Origin of the sequence: Acidovorax sp. ACV01 (genome assembly GCF_014851495.1) — a bacterium.
Classification (GTDB): Bacteria; Pseudomonadota; Gammaproteobacteria; order Burkholderiales; family Burkholderiaceae_C; genus Acidovorax; species Acidovorax radicis.
Genome location: NZ_JACUZT010000005.1, coordinates 282,527 through 296,404 on the forward strand (window position 1 = coordinate 282,527; position 13,878 = coordinate 296,404).

Genomic DNA, 13,878 nt, shown 5'->3' on the forward strand with positions numbered 1-13,878 from the left:
TCGCCACAATCTCGTCATGCACGCCTACTACGCAGACCATTTTGTGCTGCCCCTGCCCGAGGGCCATCGGTTTCCCATGGCCAAGTACCGACTGCTGCGCGACCGGATCGCGCAGCACCTGCCTGGTGTGTCGCTCCAGGTGGCCTTGCCCGCATCCGACCGCGAATTGGCGCTGGCCCATGCGCCCGGCTATATCGACGCCATTGCCGACGGCACGCTGCCGCCCCTGGCCCAGCGCGAGATCGGTTTCCCTTGGAGCGAGGCCATGGCCGAGCGCGCGCGGCGCTCCGTAGGGGCCACGGTGGCCGCGAGCCGCGTGGCCTTGCGCGAAGGGGTTGCAGGCAACCTCGCTGGGGGCACCCACCATGCCTATGCCGACAAGGGGAGCGGTTTTTGTGTGTTCAACGATGTGGCAGTGGCCGCCCGGTTGATGCAGGTGGAATGGGCGCGCGGCGGGGGCGATGGACGCGCAGCCCGGCCGCTCCAGGTGGCGGTGATCGACCTGGACGTGCACCAGGGCAACGGCACGGCGCACATCTTCAGGGGAGACCACAGCGTGTTCACGCTGTCACTGCATGGGGCACGCAATTTCCCGTTCCGCAAGGAGCCCAGCGACCTGGATGTCGAGCTGCCCGACGGCTGCACCGACCCTGACTACCTGCAGGCCCTGGAGCAGGCGCTTGATGCCCTGGAGCAGCGGTTTGCGCCCCAGCTCGTCTTCTATCTGGCCGGCGCCGATCCGCACGAAGGCGACCGCCTGGGGCGGCTGGCCGTGACGCACGATGGCCTGGAGGCGCGCGACCGGCGTGTGTTCGACTGGGCCTGGCAGCGGCGCATTCCCCTGGTTTTTGCCATGGCCGGGGGTTATGGCCGCAACCTGGACGACACGGTGTTGGCCCAGCTCAACACCTGGCGCGTGGCCTGGCAATACCACCAGCGCTGGCAGAATGTGCGGCCATGACTTCTGCCGCCAGCACCACCCCTGCCGCTGCGTCCGCACCGGCCGCCCGCCCGTCCCCGCAGCCGCGCAGCGCCTACCAGGCTTTTCGCCCCATCACCACACGCTGGTCCGACAACGACGTGTACGGCCATGTGAACAACGTCGTGTACTACAGCTGGTTTGACACGGCGGTGAATGCCCACCTGATCGACCAGGGCGTGCTCGATATCCACGCGGGCGAGACCATTGGCCTGGTCATTGAAACCCAGTGCAATTACTTCGCACCGCTGGCCTTCCCGCAGACGATCGAGGCCGGCATCCGCGTGGCACGGCTGGGCGGCTCCAGCGTCAGGTATGAGGTGGGCCTGTTTGCCCAGGGCGAGCCGCTGACCGCTGCGGCCGGCCATTTCGTCCATGTGTATGTGGACCGTGAAACCCGGCGGCCCGTGCCGGTGCCCGAGCCGTTGCGCAAGGTGCTGCAGGACCTGGTGGTGGCGGGCTGAGCGCCTGCGCGGTGCCTGCAATCATTTTGATAGCAGCAAGCGCATGCTGGAAAAGCGCTAGAGGCCATTTTTTCTTGGATCTTTGCAGTACTGGCGCGTGCGGGCGTGGCCAGCGTGCTGGTCCACGATGGCCTACACTTTGCGGCTTTGCTGCCCGGCCTGCGGCCCCACTGGTTTCTTCTTGCGCCCGCCCTGTCCATGATCATCACCAGCCTGCTCGACACCGACCTGTACAAGTTCACCATGATGCAGGTCGTGCTGCACCAGTTTCCGGGTGCGCAGGTCGAATACAAGTTCAAGTGCCGCAACCCTGGCGTGCAGCTGGCACCATTTGCCAACGAGATCCGCGACGAGATCCGGTCGCTGTGTTGCCTGCAGTTCCAGGATGCCGAGCTGGCCTACCTGCGCTCGCTGCGCTTCATCAAGAGCGACTTCGTGGATTTTCTCGGGCTGTTCAAGCTCAACGAGAAATACATCACCGTCACGCCCCAGCACAACGGCGAGATCGAGATTTCCATCCGGGGCCCCTGGCTGCACACCATCCTGTTCGAGATCCCGGTGCTGGCCATCATCAACGAGGTCTACTTTCGCAATACGCAGAAAGTGCCCGATTTCCTGGAAGGCCGCAGGCGCCTGGATGCCAAGATCGCGCTGCTGCAGGGCGAAGGTCTGTCCGACTTAAAAATCGCCGACTACGGCACGCGCCGGCGCTTTTCCCGCGCCTGGCACGAGGAAGTGCTGCGCGTGCTGGTGGCCCGCCTGGGCACGGGCGACCGCCGCCCCGGTGCACCTGCGGGCCCCGGCCAGTTCGCGGGCACCAGCAACGTGCTGTATGCGATGAAGCTGGGTGTGACGCCGCTGGGGACCATGGCGCATGAGTATTTGCAGGCCTGCCAGGCGCTCGGGCCGCGCCTGCGCGACAGCCAGGTGTTCGGCTTCGAGATGTGGGCCAAGGAATACCGCGGTGACCTGGGCATTGCGCTGTCGGACGTCTACGGCATGAGCGCCTTCCTGCGCGACTTCGACCTGTACTTCTGCAAGCTGTTCGACGGCGCGCGCCACGACAGCGGCGACCCGTTTGCCTGGGGCGAGCGCCTGCTCGACCACTACCGCAAGAACCGCGTGGACCCGCTGACCAAGACGCTGATTTTCAGCGACGCGCTCACCATTCCGCGCACGATCGAGCTGTACCAGCAGTTCCGTGGCCGCTGCCAGCTGGCCTTTGGCATTGGCACCAACCTCACCAACGACCTCGGCAGCCCGCCCGCGCATGAGCCGCTGCAGGTCGTGATCAAGATGACGCGCTGCAACGACCAGCCCGTGGCCAAGCTTTCCGACACGCCGGGCAAGGGCATGTGTGATGACGAGAAATACCTGGCCTATCTGCGCCAGGTGTTCGACATTCCCTCTCCCGCGTGATTGGGGGCGTGCCCGGGGCCACCTTGCCGTGCCCCCTTCATTTTTCAACCATGAACCGGAAACACAAGCTTTGAAATTTTTGCGCGGACTGGCTTTCGCAGGTCTTGCCGCCGCACTGCCCGGCATGGCTGTAGCGGCCGATATCGATGGCAGCACGCTGTCGGTGCTCTGGGGTGTGCCGTTTGCGGGCATCCTGCTGTCGATTGCGCTCATGCCGCTCATGGCACCGATCTTCTGGCACCACCATTTCGGCAAGGTCGCAGCGGCCTGGGGCCTGGTGTTTCTGGTGCCGTTTGCCATCACCTTCGGGGCCGGTGTGGCGGGCGCGAGCCTGGTGCATGCGCTGGTGGCCGAGTACGTCCCGTTCGTCATTTTGCTCACCGCGCTGTTCACGGTGGCGGGCGGCATCTTCATCCGGGGCAATCTGCATGGCAGCCCCGGGCTGAACACCGCGATCCTGGCCATTGGCGCGGTGCTGGCCAGCTTGATGGGCACCACGGGGGCATCGATGCTGCTGATCCGCCCGCTGATCCGCGCCAACGACAACCGCCGGCACACGGCGCATGTGGTCGTGTTCTTCATCTTCATCGTGTCCAATGCCGGGGGCTCGCTGACGCCGCTGGGTGATCCGCCCCTGTTCCTGGGGTTCTTGAAGGGCGTGGACTTCTTCTGGACGGTGGGCCACATCTTTCCCGAGACCCTGTTCCTCGTGGGCGCGCTGCTGGCCATCTTCTTCGCGCTGGACTCCTGGTACTACCACCGCCGCGAAGAGGTGCTCAAGGCCGACCCGACACCCGACACGCCGGCCATCGGCTTTGACGGCAAGGTCAACTTTGCCCTGCTGGGCGCCGTGGTGGCGCTGGTGCTGGTCAGCGGCTTCTGGAAGTCGCCCATGGTGTTCGACCTGGCGGGCACCGAGGTGGGCCTGCCCGGCATCGTGCGCGATGCGGGGCTGGTCATCGTGACCTTTCTGTCGCTGTGGCTCACGCCCGGCAAGGTGCATGAAGACAACCAGTTCGGCTGGGGGCCAATGCAGGAGGTGGCCAAGCTGTTTGCGGGCATCTTCCTCACCATCATTCCGGTCATCGCCATGCTCAAGGCGGGCGCCAGCGGCCCGTTCGGCGCCATCATCGCGGCGGTGACGCGGCCCGACGGCTCGCCCGACCCGGCCATGTATTTCTGGGCCACGGGCATCCTCAGCTCGTTCCTCGACAACGCTCCGACCTACCTCGTGTTCTTCAACACGGCCGGAGGCGATGCGGCCACGCTCATGACTACGCTGGCCCCTACGCTCGCCGCCATTTCGGCGGGGGCGGTGTTCATGGGCGCCAACACCTATATCGGCAATGCCCCCAACATGATGGTCAAGGCCATCGCCGAAGACCGGGGGGTGAAGATGCCCAGCTTCTTCGGCTACATGCTGTGGTCGGGCGGCATCCTGGTGCCGCTGTTCGTGGTGATGACCTTCCTTTGGTTTCGGTAATGCACATCCCCCTGAGCGGCTGCGCCGCTTCCCCCTTCTCTCGCACCGCTGCGGGTTGCGGGAAGGGCGACGCCGCCCTCGCTACAGGGCGGGCTTTGCTCGGCGGCCACTGGCTTTGGCCACGCCAGTTTCAAAGGGCGACATACCTCGCGAATGCATTGGAGATTGAAATATGAGCAAACCCCGCATCCTGGTCGCGCGTGCGATCTTCCCCGACATCGTGGACCGCCTGCGCCAGCACTTTGACGTGCAAGACAACCCTGAGGACGTCATCTGGAGCCCTGCCGAGCTGGCCGAGCGCCTGGCCGACAAGGACGGCGCCTTCACCACCGGCAGCCAGCGCATCGATGCACCGCTGCTGGCTGCCGCGCCGCGCCTGCGCATCGTGGCCAACATGGCCGTGGGCTACAACAACTTCGACGTGGATGCCATGACGGCTGCCGGCGTGCAGGGCACCAACACACCCGACGTGCTGACCGAGACCACGGCCGACTTCGGTTTTGCGCTGCTCATGGCCACGGCGCGCCGCATGACGGAGAGCGAGCATTACCTGCGCGCAGGGAAGTGGAACAAGTGGAGCTACGACATGTTCGCGGGCTCGGACATCCACGGCAGCACACTGGGCATCATCGGCATGGGGCGCATCGGGCAGGGTATCGCCCGGCGCGGCGCGCACGGCTTTGGCATGAAGGTGGTCTACCACAACCGCTCGCGCCTGTCGCCCGCGCTGGAAGCCGAATGCAAGGCCACGTACGTGGGCAAGGAAGAGCTGCTGCGCACGGCCGACCATGTGGTGCTGGTGGTGCCCTACACCGCAGCCTCGCACCACACCATCGGCGCGGCCGAACTGGCGCAGATGAAGCCCACGGCCACGCTCATCAACATTGCGCGGGGCGGGATTGTGGATGACGCTGCATTGGCGGTGGCGCTGCGCGAAGGGCGCATCGCGGCGGCGGGCCTGGACGTGTTTGAGGGCGAGCCCAGCGTGCACCCCGACCTGCTCACCGTGCCCAACGTGGTGCTTACGCCCCACATCGCCAGCGCGACGGTGCCCACGCGCCGTGCCATGGCCAACCTGGCGGCCGACAACCTGATTGCCTTCTTCGACGGGCGCGGGCCGCTCACACCGGTGAACCAACCCGTTTCGACGGCCACAGCGCCGCGCGGAACTTGATATTTGCATAAAAATGGCCGCTGGCGCTTATCTGTATTGCGCTGTTAGCTATAAAAATAATAGTAATAGCCCTTGACTACCGACACCCTCGTCTTGCTGGCCGTGTTGGCCCTGGTTCTGGTTCTTCTGGTACTGCTGCTGGTGCGCCGCCCCCGGGTGGACCTGCCCCCCGAATGGCTGGCGCGCCTGCAGGTGCTGGAGCGAACGGCGCAGGCCACCCAGCTGGCCGTGGCCAAGAACGACGGTGCCCTGGATGCGCTGGCCCAGCAGTTCAGCGGCTTCACCCAGACTACGCAGCACACGCTGGAGACCCTGCGCCACGCCGTGGATGAGCGCCTCGCCCAGGCCGTGACCGAGTCCCGCAATGGCCGCGCCGAGCTTCTGGCCGCGTTCGGGGTGTTTGAAGGCAGGCTGGAGCAGCGCCAGACCGCGCTCGATGCCTCGCTGGCCCAGCGCTTCGATGCCCTGCAGCAGGCGGTGGCCGGGCGGCTCGAAGAAAGCAGCAAGGCTTTGCTGGCCCACCTGGCCCAGGGGCAAAACGATGCGGCCATGGCGCGCAAGGAACTGTCGGACACCCTCGCGGGTTTTCGCACCGAACTCACCACCACCACGGCCGCGCTCGCGGCCGAAAGCGTCAAGTCGCGCGAGGCCATGGCCGAGAGCGCGGCGCTGTTCGAAAAGCGCATCCAGGAGCGGTTCGAGGCGCTCACGCAGGCCACGCGCACCACGCTCGACTCGCTCAAGGGCGACCTCCAGAGCCAGCTGGGCACCATGTCCGGCGCGCTCAAGGACCAGCTCGAAGCCAACGGCAACCAGATCCGCCACCAGTTCTCGGTGTTGCAGGATGCCGTCTCGCAGCAGCTCACGGGCATGCTGCAAGGCAGCCAGACCAATGCCGAGCAACTGCGCAACGCGCTCAATGAACGCCTGGCCGCCATCCAGGCCGACAACTCCACCAAGCTCGAAGAAATGCGCCGCACGGTGGACGAGAAACTCCACGCCACGCTGGAGCAGCGCCTGGGCGAATCCTTCAAGCTGGTGAGCGACCGGCTCGAGCAGGTGCACAAGGGCCTGGGCGAAATGCAGACGCTGGCCGGCAGCGTGGGCGACTTGAAGCGCGTGATGACCAACGTGAAGTCGCGCGGCACCTGGGGCGAAATGCAGCTGGGCGCCATCATCGACAACGTGCTCACGCCCGACCAGTTCGCGCGCAACGTCAAGACCGTGCCGGGCAGCGATGAGCTGGTGGAATTTGCCATCCGCCTGCCGGGCAAGAGCGACGAGCACCCGGTGTGGCTGCCCATCGACTCCAAGTACCCGGTGGAGCAATACCAGCGCCTGATGGATGCGCAGGATGCCGCCGACAAGGCCGCCATCCTGTCCGCAGGCAATGCGTTTGAGACGTCGATTCGGCTCGAAGCCAAGAAGATCTTCGCCAAGTACGTCTCGCCCCCGCACACCACCGACTTTGCCGTGCTGTACCTGCCCACCGAAGGCCTGTTTGCTGAGGTCATGCGCCGCCCCGGCCTGGTCGAGGCGGTGCAGAACGAGTGCCGCGTGATGATCACCGGCCCCGCCAACCTGGCGGCCATGCTCAATAGCCTGCAGATGGGCTTCAAGACGCTGGCGATTGAAAAGCGCTCGTCCGAAGTGTGGAGCCTCTTGGGCATGGTCAAGACCGAGTTCGCCAAGTTTGGCGATGTGGTCGAGGCCACCAAAAAATCCATCGACGCTGCCGCCAAGCGTTTTGACGAGGTGGGCGTGCGCACCCGCGCCATCCAAAAGCGCCTGCGCGATGTGCAGGACCTGCCTGCGCCACCCGGTGCCGCCGGCCTGCCCAGTGCCGGCCTGCCGCTTCCCGGCGGTAGCGCGGCAGTGCTGCCCGGGCTGGACTCTGAGGACGATCCGCTGTGAACGGGGCCCTGGCCCGCCTGATTGCAGGGCAGATCTGCGTGCACGGCAGCATGGCAGGCATGCGGCTGGCCGCGCCCCTGCTGGCCCTGCGCGAGGGCTACAGCGCCGCCGCCGTGGGCTTGCTGGTGGCGCTGTTCGCGCTCACCCAGGTGTTCCTGGCCCTGCCTGCGGGCCGGTATGCCGACCGCCATGGCCTCAAGCGCCCGGTGGGCTATTCGGTGGCTGTGGCATGTGTGGGCGCGGGGCTGGCGGTGGTGTTCCCGACCTTTCCCGTGCTGTGTATTTCGGCCCTGCTGACCGGTGGCGCTGCGGGGGCTGCCACCATCGCGGTGCAACGCCACGCGGGCCGTGCCGTGCATGACGCCACCGAACTCAAGCAGGTGTTCAGCTGGCTGTCCATCGGCCCGGCGGTGTCCAACTTCATCGGTCCTTTTGCTGCGGGGCTGGCCATCGATCACGCCGGTAGCGCCCCGGGCAGCCTTGAAGGCTACCGCGCGGCCTTTGCGCTGCTGGCGCTGCTGCCCTTGCTCAGCTGGTTCTGCGTGCGGGGTACGCAGGAGCTGCCTGCGGTGGTCGCCGCTTCGTCCAATGGGGGCCCGCCGCAGCGCGCCTGGGATCTGCTGAACGACGCGCCGTTTCGCCGCCTGCTCATCGTGAACTGGCTGATCTCGTCGTGCTGGGATGTGCACGCTTTTGCCGTGCCGCTGCTGGGGCACGAGCGTGGCTTGTCGGCGGCGGTCATTGGCACCATCTTCGGGGCGTTTGCGATTGCGGCCACCGTGATCCGCGTGCTGATGCCCTTTGTGGCCAAGCGCTTGCGTGAGCGGGGCGTGATGGCTGGCGCGATGCTGGTGACGGCCGTGTTGTTTGCGGTGTACCCGCTGTTGCAAAGCGCCTTTGCCATGGGGCTGTGCTCCGTGCTGCTGGGCCTGGTGCTGGGCACGGGGCAGCCCATGGTGATGAGCCTGCTGCACCAGATCACACCCTCGCACCGGCAGGGCGAGGCCCTGGGCCTGCGCCTCATGGCCATCAACGCATCCAGCGTGCTGATGCCCCTGATGTTCGGATCGGCCGGGGCGGTGATTGGCGTGAGCGGCCTGTTCTGGGTGGTGGGCGCAGCTGGGCTGGGCGGCGCCCGGCTGGCGTGGTGCATCGGCGGCGAGAAAAAGCAGCACGGGCAGGAGCCCGCGTAGGGCTCGCCAGTGGGCTCACGGCCCGACAAGACGCCCGTGAGCCTCGCGGGCAGCGCGCTGCGCTGCCGCGCTTATAGCTGATAGAACGACTTGATCAGCTCCCACGCCTCTTGCGGGTCGTCGGTGTAGTGAAAGAGCTTGAGGTCCTGCGCCGAGATCGTGCCTTCTTCGACCAGCACCTCGAAGTTGATCAGCCGCTTCCAGTAGTCCGTGCCGAACAGCACGATGGGCACGGGCTTGGCCTTCTTGGTCTGCACCAGCGTGAGCACCTCGAACAGTTCGTCCAGCGTGCCAAAGCCCCCGGGGAACGCCACCAGGGCCTTGGCGCGCATCATGAAGTGCATCTTGCGCAGCGCAAAGTAGTGGAACTTGAAGCTCAGGGTGGGCGAGATGAAACGGTTGCCGCTTTGCTCGTGGGGCAGGGCGATGTTCAGGCCCACGTTGAGCGCGCCCACGTCATGCGCGCCGCGGTTGGCGGCCTCCATGATGCCGGGGCCACCGCCGGTGCAGATGTAGATGCGGTCTGCGGGCTGCTGGCGCTCGCTGTGCTCGGCCACCACGCGGGCGAACTGGCGGGCCAGGTCGTAATAGCGCGCGTTGCGCACGGCCTGGCGGGCGCGCTGCAGGCGCACCTCGTCGCCACTGGCTTCGGCTTCGGTCAGCTGGGCTGCGGCCTCGTCGGGGGCTACAAACCGGGCGCTGCCATAGACCACCACGGTGTTCTCGATGCCTTGCTCGGCCTGGCCCAGGTCGGGCTTGAGCATTTCCAGCTGAAAGCGGATGCCGCGTGTCTCGCGGCGGAACAGGAATTCGGGGTCGGCAAACGCAAGGCGGTAGGCGTCGGCGTGCAAGGGGTTGCCGTTGGCGGCGTGGCTCTGCAGCTCCGCCCAGGCATCGGCAAGGCGGCGTTCGTTGAGTTGGGTATTGGCGTCCATGGCAGGTCGAGAAAACGCGGCGCAACCGTGCGGGTGCAATGGTCGGGCGTGGGTTGAACGTGTGGCAGTGGCTGCCGGTATCGTCCGATTATCAGGCACGCCCCGCGAGCAAAAAAGTGGCGCTGTGGATGCCGAGCACCGTCAGCGCCAGCGAGCCCGCCAGGTGCATGCCGGTGGTGCCCAGTGCCAGCAGGTAGCGCTGCTGCAGCAGCATGCCCACCACTTCGGCCGAGAAGCTGGAGAAGGTGGTGAGGCCACCGAGAAAACCTGTCACCAGGGCCAGGCGCCATGCCGGGTCAAGCTCTGGAAGTGCCTGGAAGATGGCGACGCAGATCCCCACCAGGTAGCCACCGATCAGGTTGGCCGCGAGGGTGCCCCAGGGAAGCACGGCCCCCTCGGTGTTCAGCCACAGGCCCAGGCGCCACCGTGCCAACGCACCAATGCTGGCTCCGAGGGCGATGGCGATGGCAGCGAACATGAGGGTGCTGATCGTACCCTGGGCTGGACCGAGCTACTTCTCCGCGCCCATGACCAGATCGGGAAGGATGGTCACGATCTGCGGAAAGATCGTGATGAGTGCAATGCAGACCACCAGGCACAGGAAGAACGGAATGGCCGCACGCGCGATGGTGTTGCTGTCCTTGCCGGTCATGTTCTGCAGTACGAAGAGGTTGAAGCCCACCGGCGGCGTGACCTCGGCAATTTCGACCAGCAGCACGATGAAGATGCCGAACCAGATCAAATCGAACCCGGCCTGCTGGATCATGGGCAGCACCACGGCGCTGGTCAGCACGATCATGCTGATGCCGTCGAGCGCCGTACCCAGCACCAAGTAGACCACCACCAGCACGCTGATGAGCGCGAACGGCGACAGCTGCATGGCGTTGACCCACTCGGCCAGCTCGCGCGGGATGCCGGTGAAGGCCATGGTCTTGGTCAGAAACGCCGCGCCCGCCAGGATGAACATGATCATGCAGCTGGTGCGCGTGGTGCCCATCAGCCCGTCCTTGAAGTTCTGCCAAGTGAGCGACCGGCTCCACAGCGCCAGGCCCAGCGACCCCACCACGCCATACGCCGCGCATTCAGTCGCGGTGGCGTAGCCGGTGATGAGCACGGTGACGATGAAGACGATGAGCACGCCCACGGGGATCAGGTTGCCGGACTTGCGGATCTTCTCGCGCAGCGTCGAAGGCAGGTCGGCCGCAGGCACCTTGTCGGGGTTGCGCAGGCTCCACCAGCCGATGTAGCCCGAGAACAGCAGCATCAGCAAAATGCCCGGCAGAAAGCCTGCCAGAAAGATGCGGATGATGGACGCGTCGGCCGCCACGGCATACACCACCATGGTGATGGAGGGCGGGATGAGGATGCCCAGCGTGCCGGCCGTGGCCAGCGAGCCCAGTGCCAGCTTCTCGTCATAGCCCCGCTTCATCAGCTCGGGCAGTGCCACCTTGCTGATGGTGGCGCAGGTGGCGGCCGACGAACCCGACACCGAGCCGAAGATGCCGCAGCCCAGGATGGTGGTGTGCATCAGCCGCCCCGGCACGCGGTTCAGCCACGGCCGCAGGCCTTCAAACATCTCTTCTGACAGCTTGGTGCGAAACAGGATTTCGCCCATCCAGATGAACAGCGGCAGCGCCGCCAGCTCCCAACTCGCATTGCTCTCCCAGAACGCCGAGAACAAATTCTTGGCCGGCTGCGTGGAGGTGAAGAACGCCTGCCCCACCCAGCCGCAGATCGCCAGGGTCATCGCAATCCAGACACCGCCGGACAGCAGCACCAGCATCAGTACCAGCAGGACGCCGCCCACCATCAAGATATCCATGTCGAACTTTCTGGGCCGCAAGGACAAGCGTCCCACACGGCCTGTTGTTATCGGTATTCACTCACTGCGCTGCGCTTCCAACGCCCCCGCAAAAACTGGCGCTGCCAAACGCCAGTGCCACCGTGGAACCGGCTTCGCCGGGCCACCGGTGGCGTCCCCCTCAGGGGGAAGGCGCGCAGCGCCTCAGGGGGGCTTCATATGTCAGAGGAAAAATCGCCCTTGGCATGGCGCTCTTCGACGGCGCGCACGAAGGTGGGCACGCCGCCGCGCAGCACGATGATGAATTCATCCACCACGGCCACCCACAGCAAAATGGAACCGAGCGCAAAGCTCAGCTGCGGAATCCACAGCGGCATGGGCAGCAGGCCCTGCGAGATGTCGTTGAACTCCCAGCTCTCATAGGTGTAGCTGCAGGCCGCCCACATGAGGTAGCCCACGGCCACCGACCCGATGGCCAGCGACACCACCTCGAGCTGGCGGCAGCGGCGCGGGGACAACTTTTCCAGCAGCAGCGTCACGCGCACGAAGTCACCGTGCTTGAAGGCATGGGCCATGGCCAGGAAGGCGGCCGCTGCGCAGAACCACGCCACGATGTCGTTGATGGCGCCCGTGCGCAGCCCCAGTTCGCGCATGATGCTCTGCGCGACCATGAGCACGCAGATCAGCGCGATGAACGCGGCGCTCACGGCGCCGGCGGCGAGGTAGATGCGGTCGAGCCAGCGGCGCAGCATGGTCACTTCTTGGCCGGTGCCGCGGCGGCGGGGGCACTCTTGCGGTAGGCAGCGATGATGGCTTCACCCTCGGGTCCGGCCTTCTTGACCCAGTCGCCCAGCATGATCTCGCCCACCTGGCGCATGTCGGCCATCAGCTTGGGAGCAGGGGTGACAATCTTCATGCCCTTTTCGACCAGGGCTTTCTTGTACCACTCGGTCTTTTCTTCGCTGAGCTTCCAGCCGCGCGACTCGGCCTCGGCCGATGCCTTGAGCAGGGCGTCCTGGCTGGGCTTGTCCAGTGCATCAAAAGCCTTCTTGTTCACGATGACCGCGTTCTTTGGCAGCCAGGCCTGGGTGTCATGAAAGAGCTTGATGCTTTCGTAGATCTTGCTGTCATAGCCGGTGGAGCCGGACGTCATGGTGGCCTCGACCACGCCCGTGGCCAGCGCCTGTGATAGTTCGGCCGCCTGGATGGTCACCGGCTGCGCACCGATCAGCTCGGCGATCTTGGCAGTGGCGGGGCTGTAGGCGCGCCACTTGATGCCACGCAGGTCGGCCACCGAGGCCAGTTCCTTCTTCGAGTAGATGCCCTGCGGTGGCCACGCCACGGCATACAGCAGCTTCATGCCCTGCGTGCCCAGCAACCGGTCCAGCGAGGCTTTCTGGGCGTCGTACAGGCGCTTGGAATCTGCATACGAGGTGGCCAGGAAGGGGATGCCGTCCACGCCGTACAGCGGGTTTTCGTTTTCAAAATTGCCCAGCAGCACTTCGCCCATGGGGGCCTGCCCACCTTGCACTGCGCGCTTGATCTCGTTGGCCTTGAACAGCGAGGCGTTGGCATGCACGGTGATCTTGAGCTTGCCCGCGCTGGCAGCGTCCACGTCCTTGGCGAACTGCATCAGGTTCTCGGTGTGGAAATTGCTGACCGGATAGGCGGCGGCCAGATCCCATTTGGTCTGGGCCATGACCGAGGTGGCAGTGAAACCAAAGGCCATTGCCAGGCAGAGGGCTGTGGCGGGGAAAATTCGACGCTTCATGGAGTGCTCCGCAAGGTGGATCGTGGGGGTAAGCCACTGTATATAAAGCAAGGGGCCACGGCATAGGTGTTTTGCCTAAACGCTGACAAATTGCCAACAAATCATTGTCATGCTGCCTACAATGGCCATTGCATATCCCGTGCCAGTTTTCCTTTTTTCTCCGAGGCGCTGCTGTCCATCATGAAATCTGGGTCCAAGGCCAAGGGCGATTCCGGCCCCATCGTGTCGTCAGCGCACCTCGTGTCGGCGCAGAGTGCCGAGATGAGCGAATTCGAGTTCGGGCTCATCGTGGCGGGCAACGCCTTCCACCGCTGGGTGGCGCACTGCATGTCGGCCGCAGGCCTCAAGGACCTCACGCCGCTCGATGTGCTGGTTCTGCACCATGTGACGCACCGCGCGCGCGACAAGCGCCTGGCCGACATCTGCTTCATCATGAACGTGGAGGACACGCACCTGGTGAACTACGCGCTCAAGAAGCTGCAGAACCTGGGCGTCGTCGCGTCGCAGAAAAACGGCAAGGAAGTGACTTACGCTGCCACCGATGTGGGCCGCGCCTACGTGCAGCGCTACCGTGAGATTCGCGAAAGCTGCCTCATCGATGCGCTGCAGGCCGACGACGCGCTGAACCGCGACATCGGCGAGCTGGCCCGTTTGCTGCGTGTGCTCTCGGGCATGTACGACCAGGCGGCGCGCTCGGCCGCATCCCTGTGATCTGTGCCCAGATGTTTGAAGAAAACCATGCTCT

The 13,878-nt window shown here is 65.3% G+C and carries 13 protein-coding genes; 8 read left to right on the plus strand and 5 right to left on the minus strand.

Going from position 1 to position 13,878, the window contains the following annotated elements:
- The first annotated feature begins 16 nt into the window (after positions 1-16).
- The 7 genes from IB243_RS16405 (at position 17) to IB243_RS16435 (ending at position 8,626) form a co-directional block, all read left to right on the plus strand.
- The gene (locus tag IB243_RS16405; RefSeq protein WP_192428359.1) at positions 17-961 is read left to right on the plus strand and encodes a histone deacetylase; all 945 of its coding nucleotides are present in this window, start codon (positions 17-19) and stop codon (positions 959-961) included.
- On the plus strand, positions 958-1,443 hold the full coding sequence (locus IB243_RS16410) for a thioesterase family protein (RefSeq protein ID WP_192428360.1): 486 nt from the start codon (positions 958-960) through the stop codon (positions 1,441-1,443). The genes IB243_RS16405 and IB243_RS16410 overlap by 4 nt, the downstream gene beginning before the upstream one ends.
- Before the next feature lie 198 nt (positions 1,444-1,641).
- On the plus strand, positions 1,642-2,862 hold the full coding sequence (pncB, locus tag IB243_RS16415; RefSeq protein ID WP_010465772.1) for a nicotinate phosphoribosyltransferase: 1,221 nt from the start codon (positions 1,642-1,644) through the stop codon (positions 2,860-2,862).
- A 70-nt stretch (positions 2,863-2,932) separates the two neighbouring features.
- Positions 2,933-4,345 carry a sodium:proton antiporter gene (locus IB243_RS16420; protein WP_370540347.1) on the plus strand — a complete coding sequence of 471 codons (1,413 nt, stop codon included), beginning with the start codon at positions 2,933-2,935 and terminating at the stop codon, positions 4,343-4,345.
- A gap of 172 nt (positions 4,346-4,517) precedes the next feature.
- Positions 4,518-5,519: a D-glycerate dehydrogenase gene (locus tag IB243_RS16425; protein WP_192428361.1), complete on the plus strand. Its 1,002-nt coding sequence runs from the start codon at positions 4,518-4,520 to the stop codon at positions 5,517-5,519.
- A 72-nt stretch (positions 5,520-5,591) separates the two neighbouring features.
- On the plus strand, positions 5,592-7,433 hold the full coding sequence (gene rmuC / locus IB243_RS16430; protein ID WP_192428362.1) for a DNA recombination protein RmuC: 1,842 nt from the start codon (positions 5,592-5,594) through the stop codon (positions 7,431-7,433).
- On the plus strand, positions 7,430-8,626 hold the full coding sequence (locus tag IB243_RS16435) for an MFS transporter (protein ID WP_192428363.1): 1,197 nt from the start codon (positions 7,430-7,432) through the stop codon (positions 8,624-8,626). Before rmuC ends, IB243_RS16435 begins: the two co-directional genes overlap by 4 nt.
- A gap of 71 nt (positions 8,627-8,697) precedes the next feature.
- Here IB243_RS16435 and IB243_RS16440 read toward each other — a convergent pair whose 3' ends face one another.
- From IB243_RS16440 to IB243_RS16460, 5 genes are all read right to left on the minus strand, one after another.
- Positions 8,698-9,561 carry a TIGR00730 family Rossman fold protein gene (locus tag IB243_RS16440; protein WP_010465765.1) on the minus strand — a complete coding sequence of 288 codons (864 nt, stop codon included), beginning with the start codon at positions 9,559-9,561 and terminating at the stop codon, positions 8,698-8,700.
- A gap of 91 nt (positions 9,562-9,652) precedes the next feature.
- The gene (gene crcB / locus IB243_RS16445) at positions 9,653-10,039 is read right to left on the minus strand and encodes a fluoride efflux transporter CrcB (RefSeq protein ID WP_057224887.1); all 387 of its coding nucleotides are present in this window, start codon (positions 10,037-10,039) and stop codon (positions 9,653-9,655) included.
- A gap of 33 nt (positions 10,040-10,072) precedes the next feature.
- Positions 10,073-11,383 (minus strand): TRAP transporter large permease, encoded by a 1,311-nt coding sequence (locus tag IB243_RS16450; protein ID WP_192428364.1) that lies wholly within the window; start codon positions 11,381-11,383, stop codon positions 10,073-10,075.
- 194 nt (positions 11,384-11,577) lie between these two features.
- Positions 11,578-12,114, minus strand: coding sequence for a TRAP transporter small permease (locus IB243_RS16455; RefSeq protein WP_192428365.1), 537 nt, complete (start codon positions 12,112-12,114; stop codon positions 11,578-11,580).
- A gap of 2 nt (positions 12,115-12,116) precedes the next feature.
- On the minus strand, positions 12,117-13,133 hold the full coding sequence (locus tag IB243_RS16460; RefSeq protein ID WP_029414268.1) for a TRAP transporter substrate-binding protein: 1,017 nt from the start codon (positions 13,131-13,133) through the stop codon (positions 12,117-12,119).
- A 180-nt stretch (positions 13,134-13,313) separates the two neighbouring features.
- On the opposite strand from IB243_RS16460, the gene IB243_RS16465 reads away from it, so the two are divergent.
- A complete protein-coding gene (locus IB243_RS16465; RefSeq protein WP_010465760.1) occupies positions 13,314-13,844 on the plus strand; it encodes a winged helix DNA-binding protein in 531 nt (176 codons plus the stop codon).
- The last annotated feature ends 34 nt before the right edge of the window (positions 13,845-13,878 follow it).

Excerpts from the sequence above, each read along its gene's own strand:
- pncB (WP_010465772.1), top strand. The coding sequence starts at position 1,642 with ATGATCATCACCAGCCTGCTCGACACCGACCTGTACAAGTTCACCATG.
- IB243_RS16425 (WP_192428361.1), top strand. The coding sequence starts at position 4,518 with ATGAGCAAACCCCGCATCCTGGTCGCGCGTGCGATCTTCCCCGACATC.
- IB243_RS16460 (WP_029414268.1), bottom strand. The coding sequence starts at position 13,133 with ATGAAGCGTCGAATTTTCCCCGCCACAGCCCTCTGCCTGGCAATGGCC.
- IB243_RS16405 (WP_192428359.1), top strand. The coding sequence starts at position 17 with ATGCACGCCTACTACGCAGACCATTTTGTGCTGCCCCTGCCCGAGGGC.
- IB243_RS16440 (WP_010465765.1), bottom strand. The coding sequence starts at position 9,561 with ATGGACGCCAATACCCAACTCAACGAACGCCGCCTTGCCGATGCCTGG.
- IB243_RS16465 (WP_010465760.1), top strand. The coding sequence starts at position 13,314 with ATGAAATCTGGGTCCAAGGCCAAGGGCGATTCCGGCCCCATCGTGTCG.
- crcB (WP_057224887.1), bottom strand. The coding sequence starts at position 10,039 with ATGTTCGCTGCCATCGCCATCGCCCTCGGAGCCAGCATTGGTGCGTTG.
- IB243_RS16455 (WP_192428365.1), bottom strand. The coding sequence starts at position 12,114 with ATGCTGCGCCGCTGGCTCGACCGCATCTACCTCGCCGCCGGCGCCGTG.
- IB243_RS16450 (WP_192428364.1), bottom strand. The coding sequence starts at position 11,383 with ATGGATATCTTGATGGTGGGCGGCGTCCTGCTGGTACTGATGCTGGTG.
- IB243_RS16410 (WP_192428360.1), top strand. The coding sequence starts at position 958 with ATGACTTCTGCCGCCAGCACCACCCCTGCCGCTGCGTCCGCACCGGCC.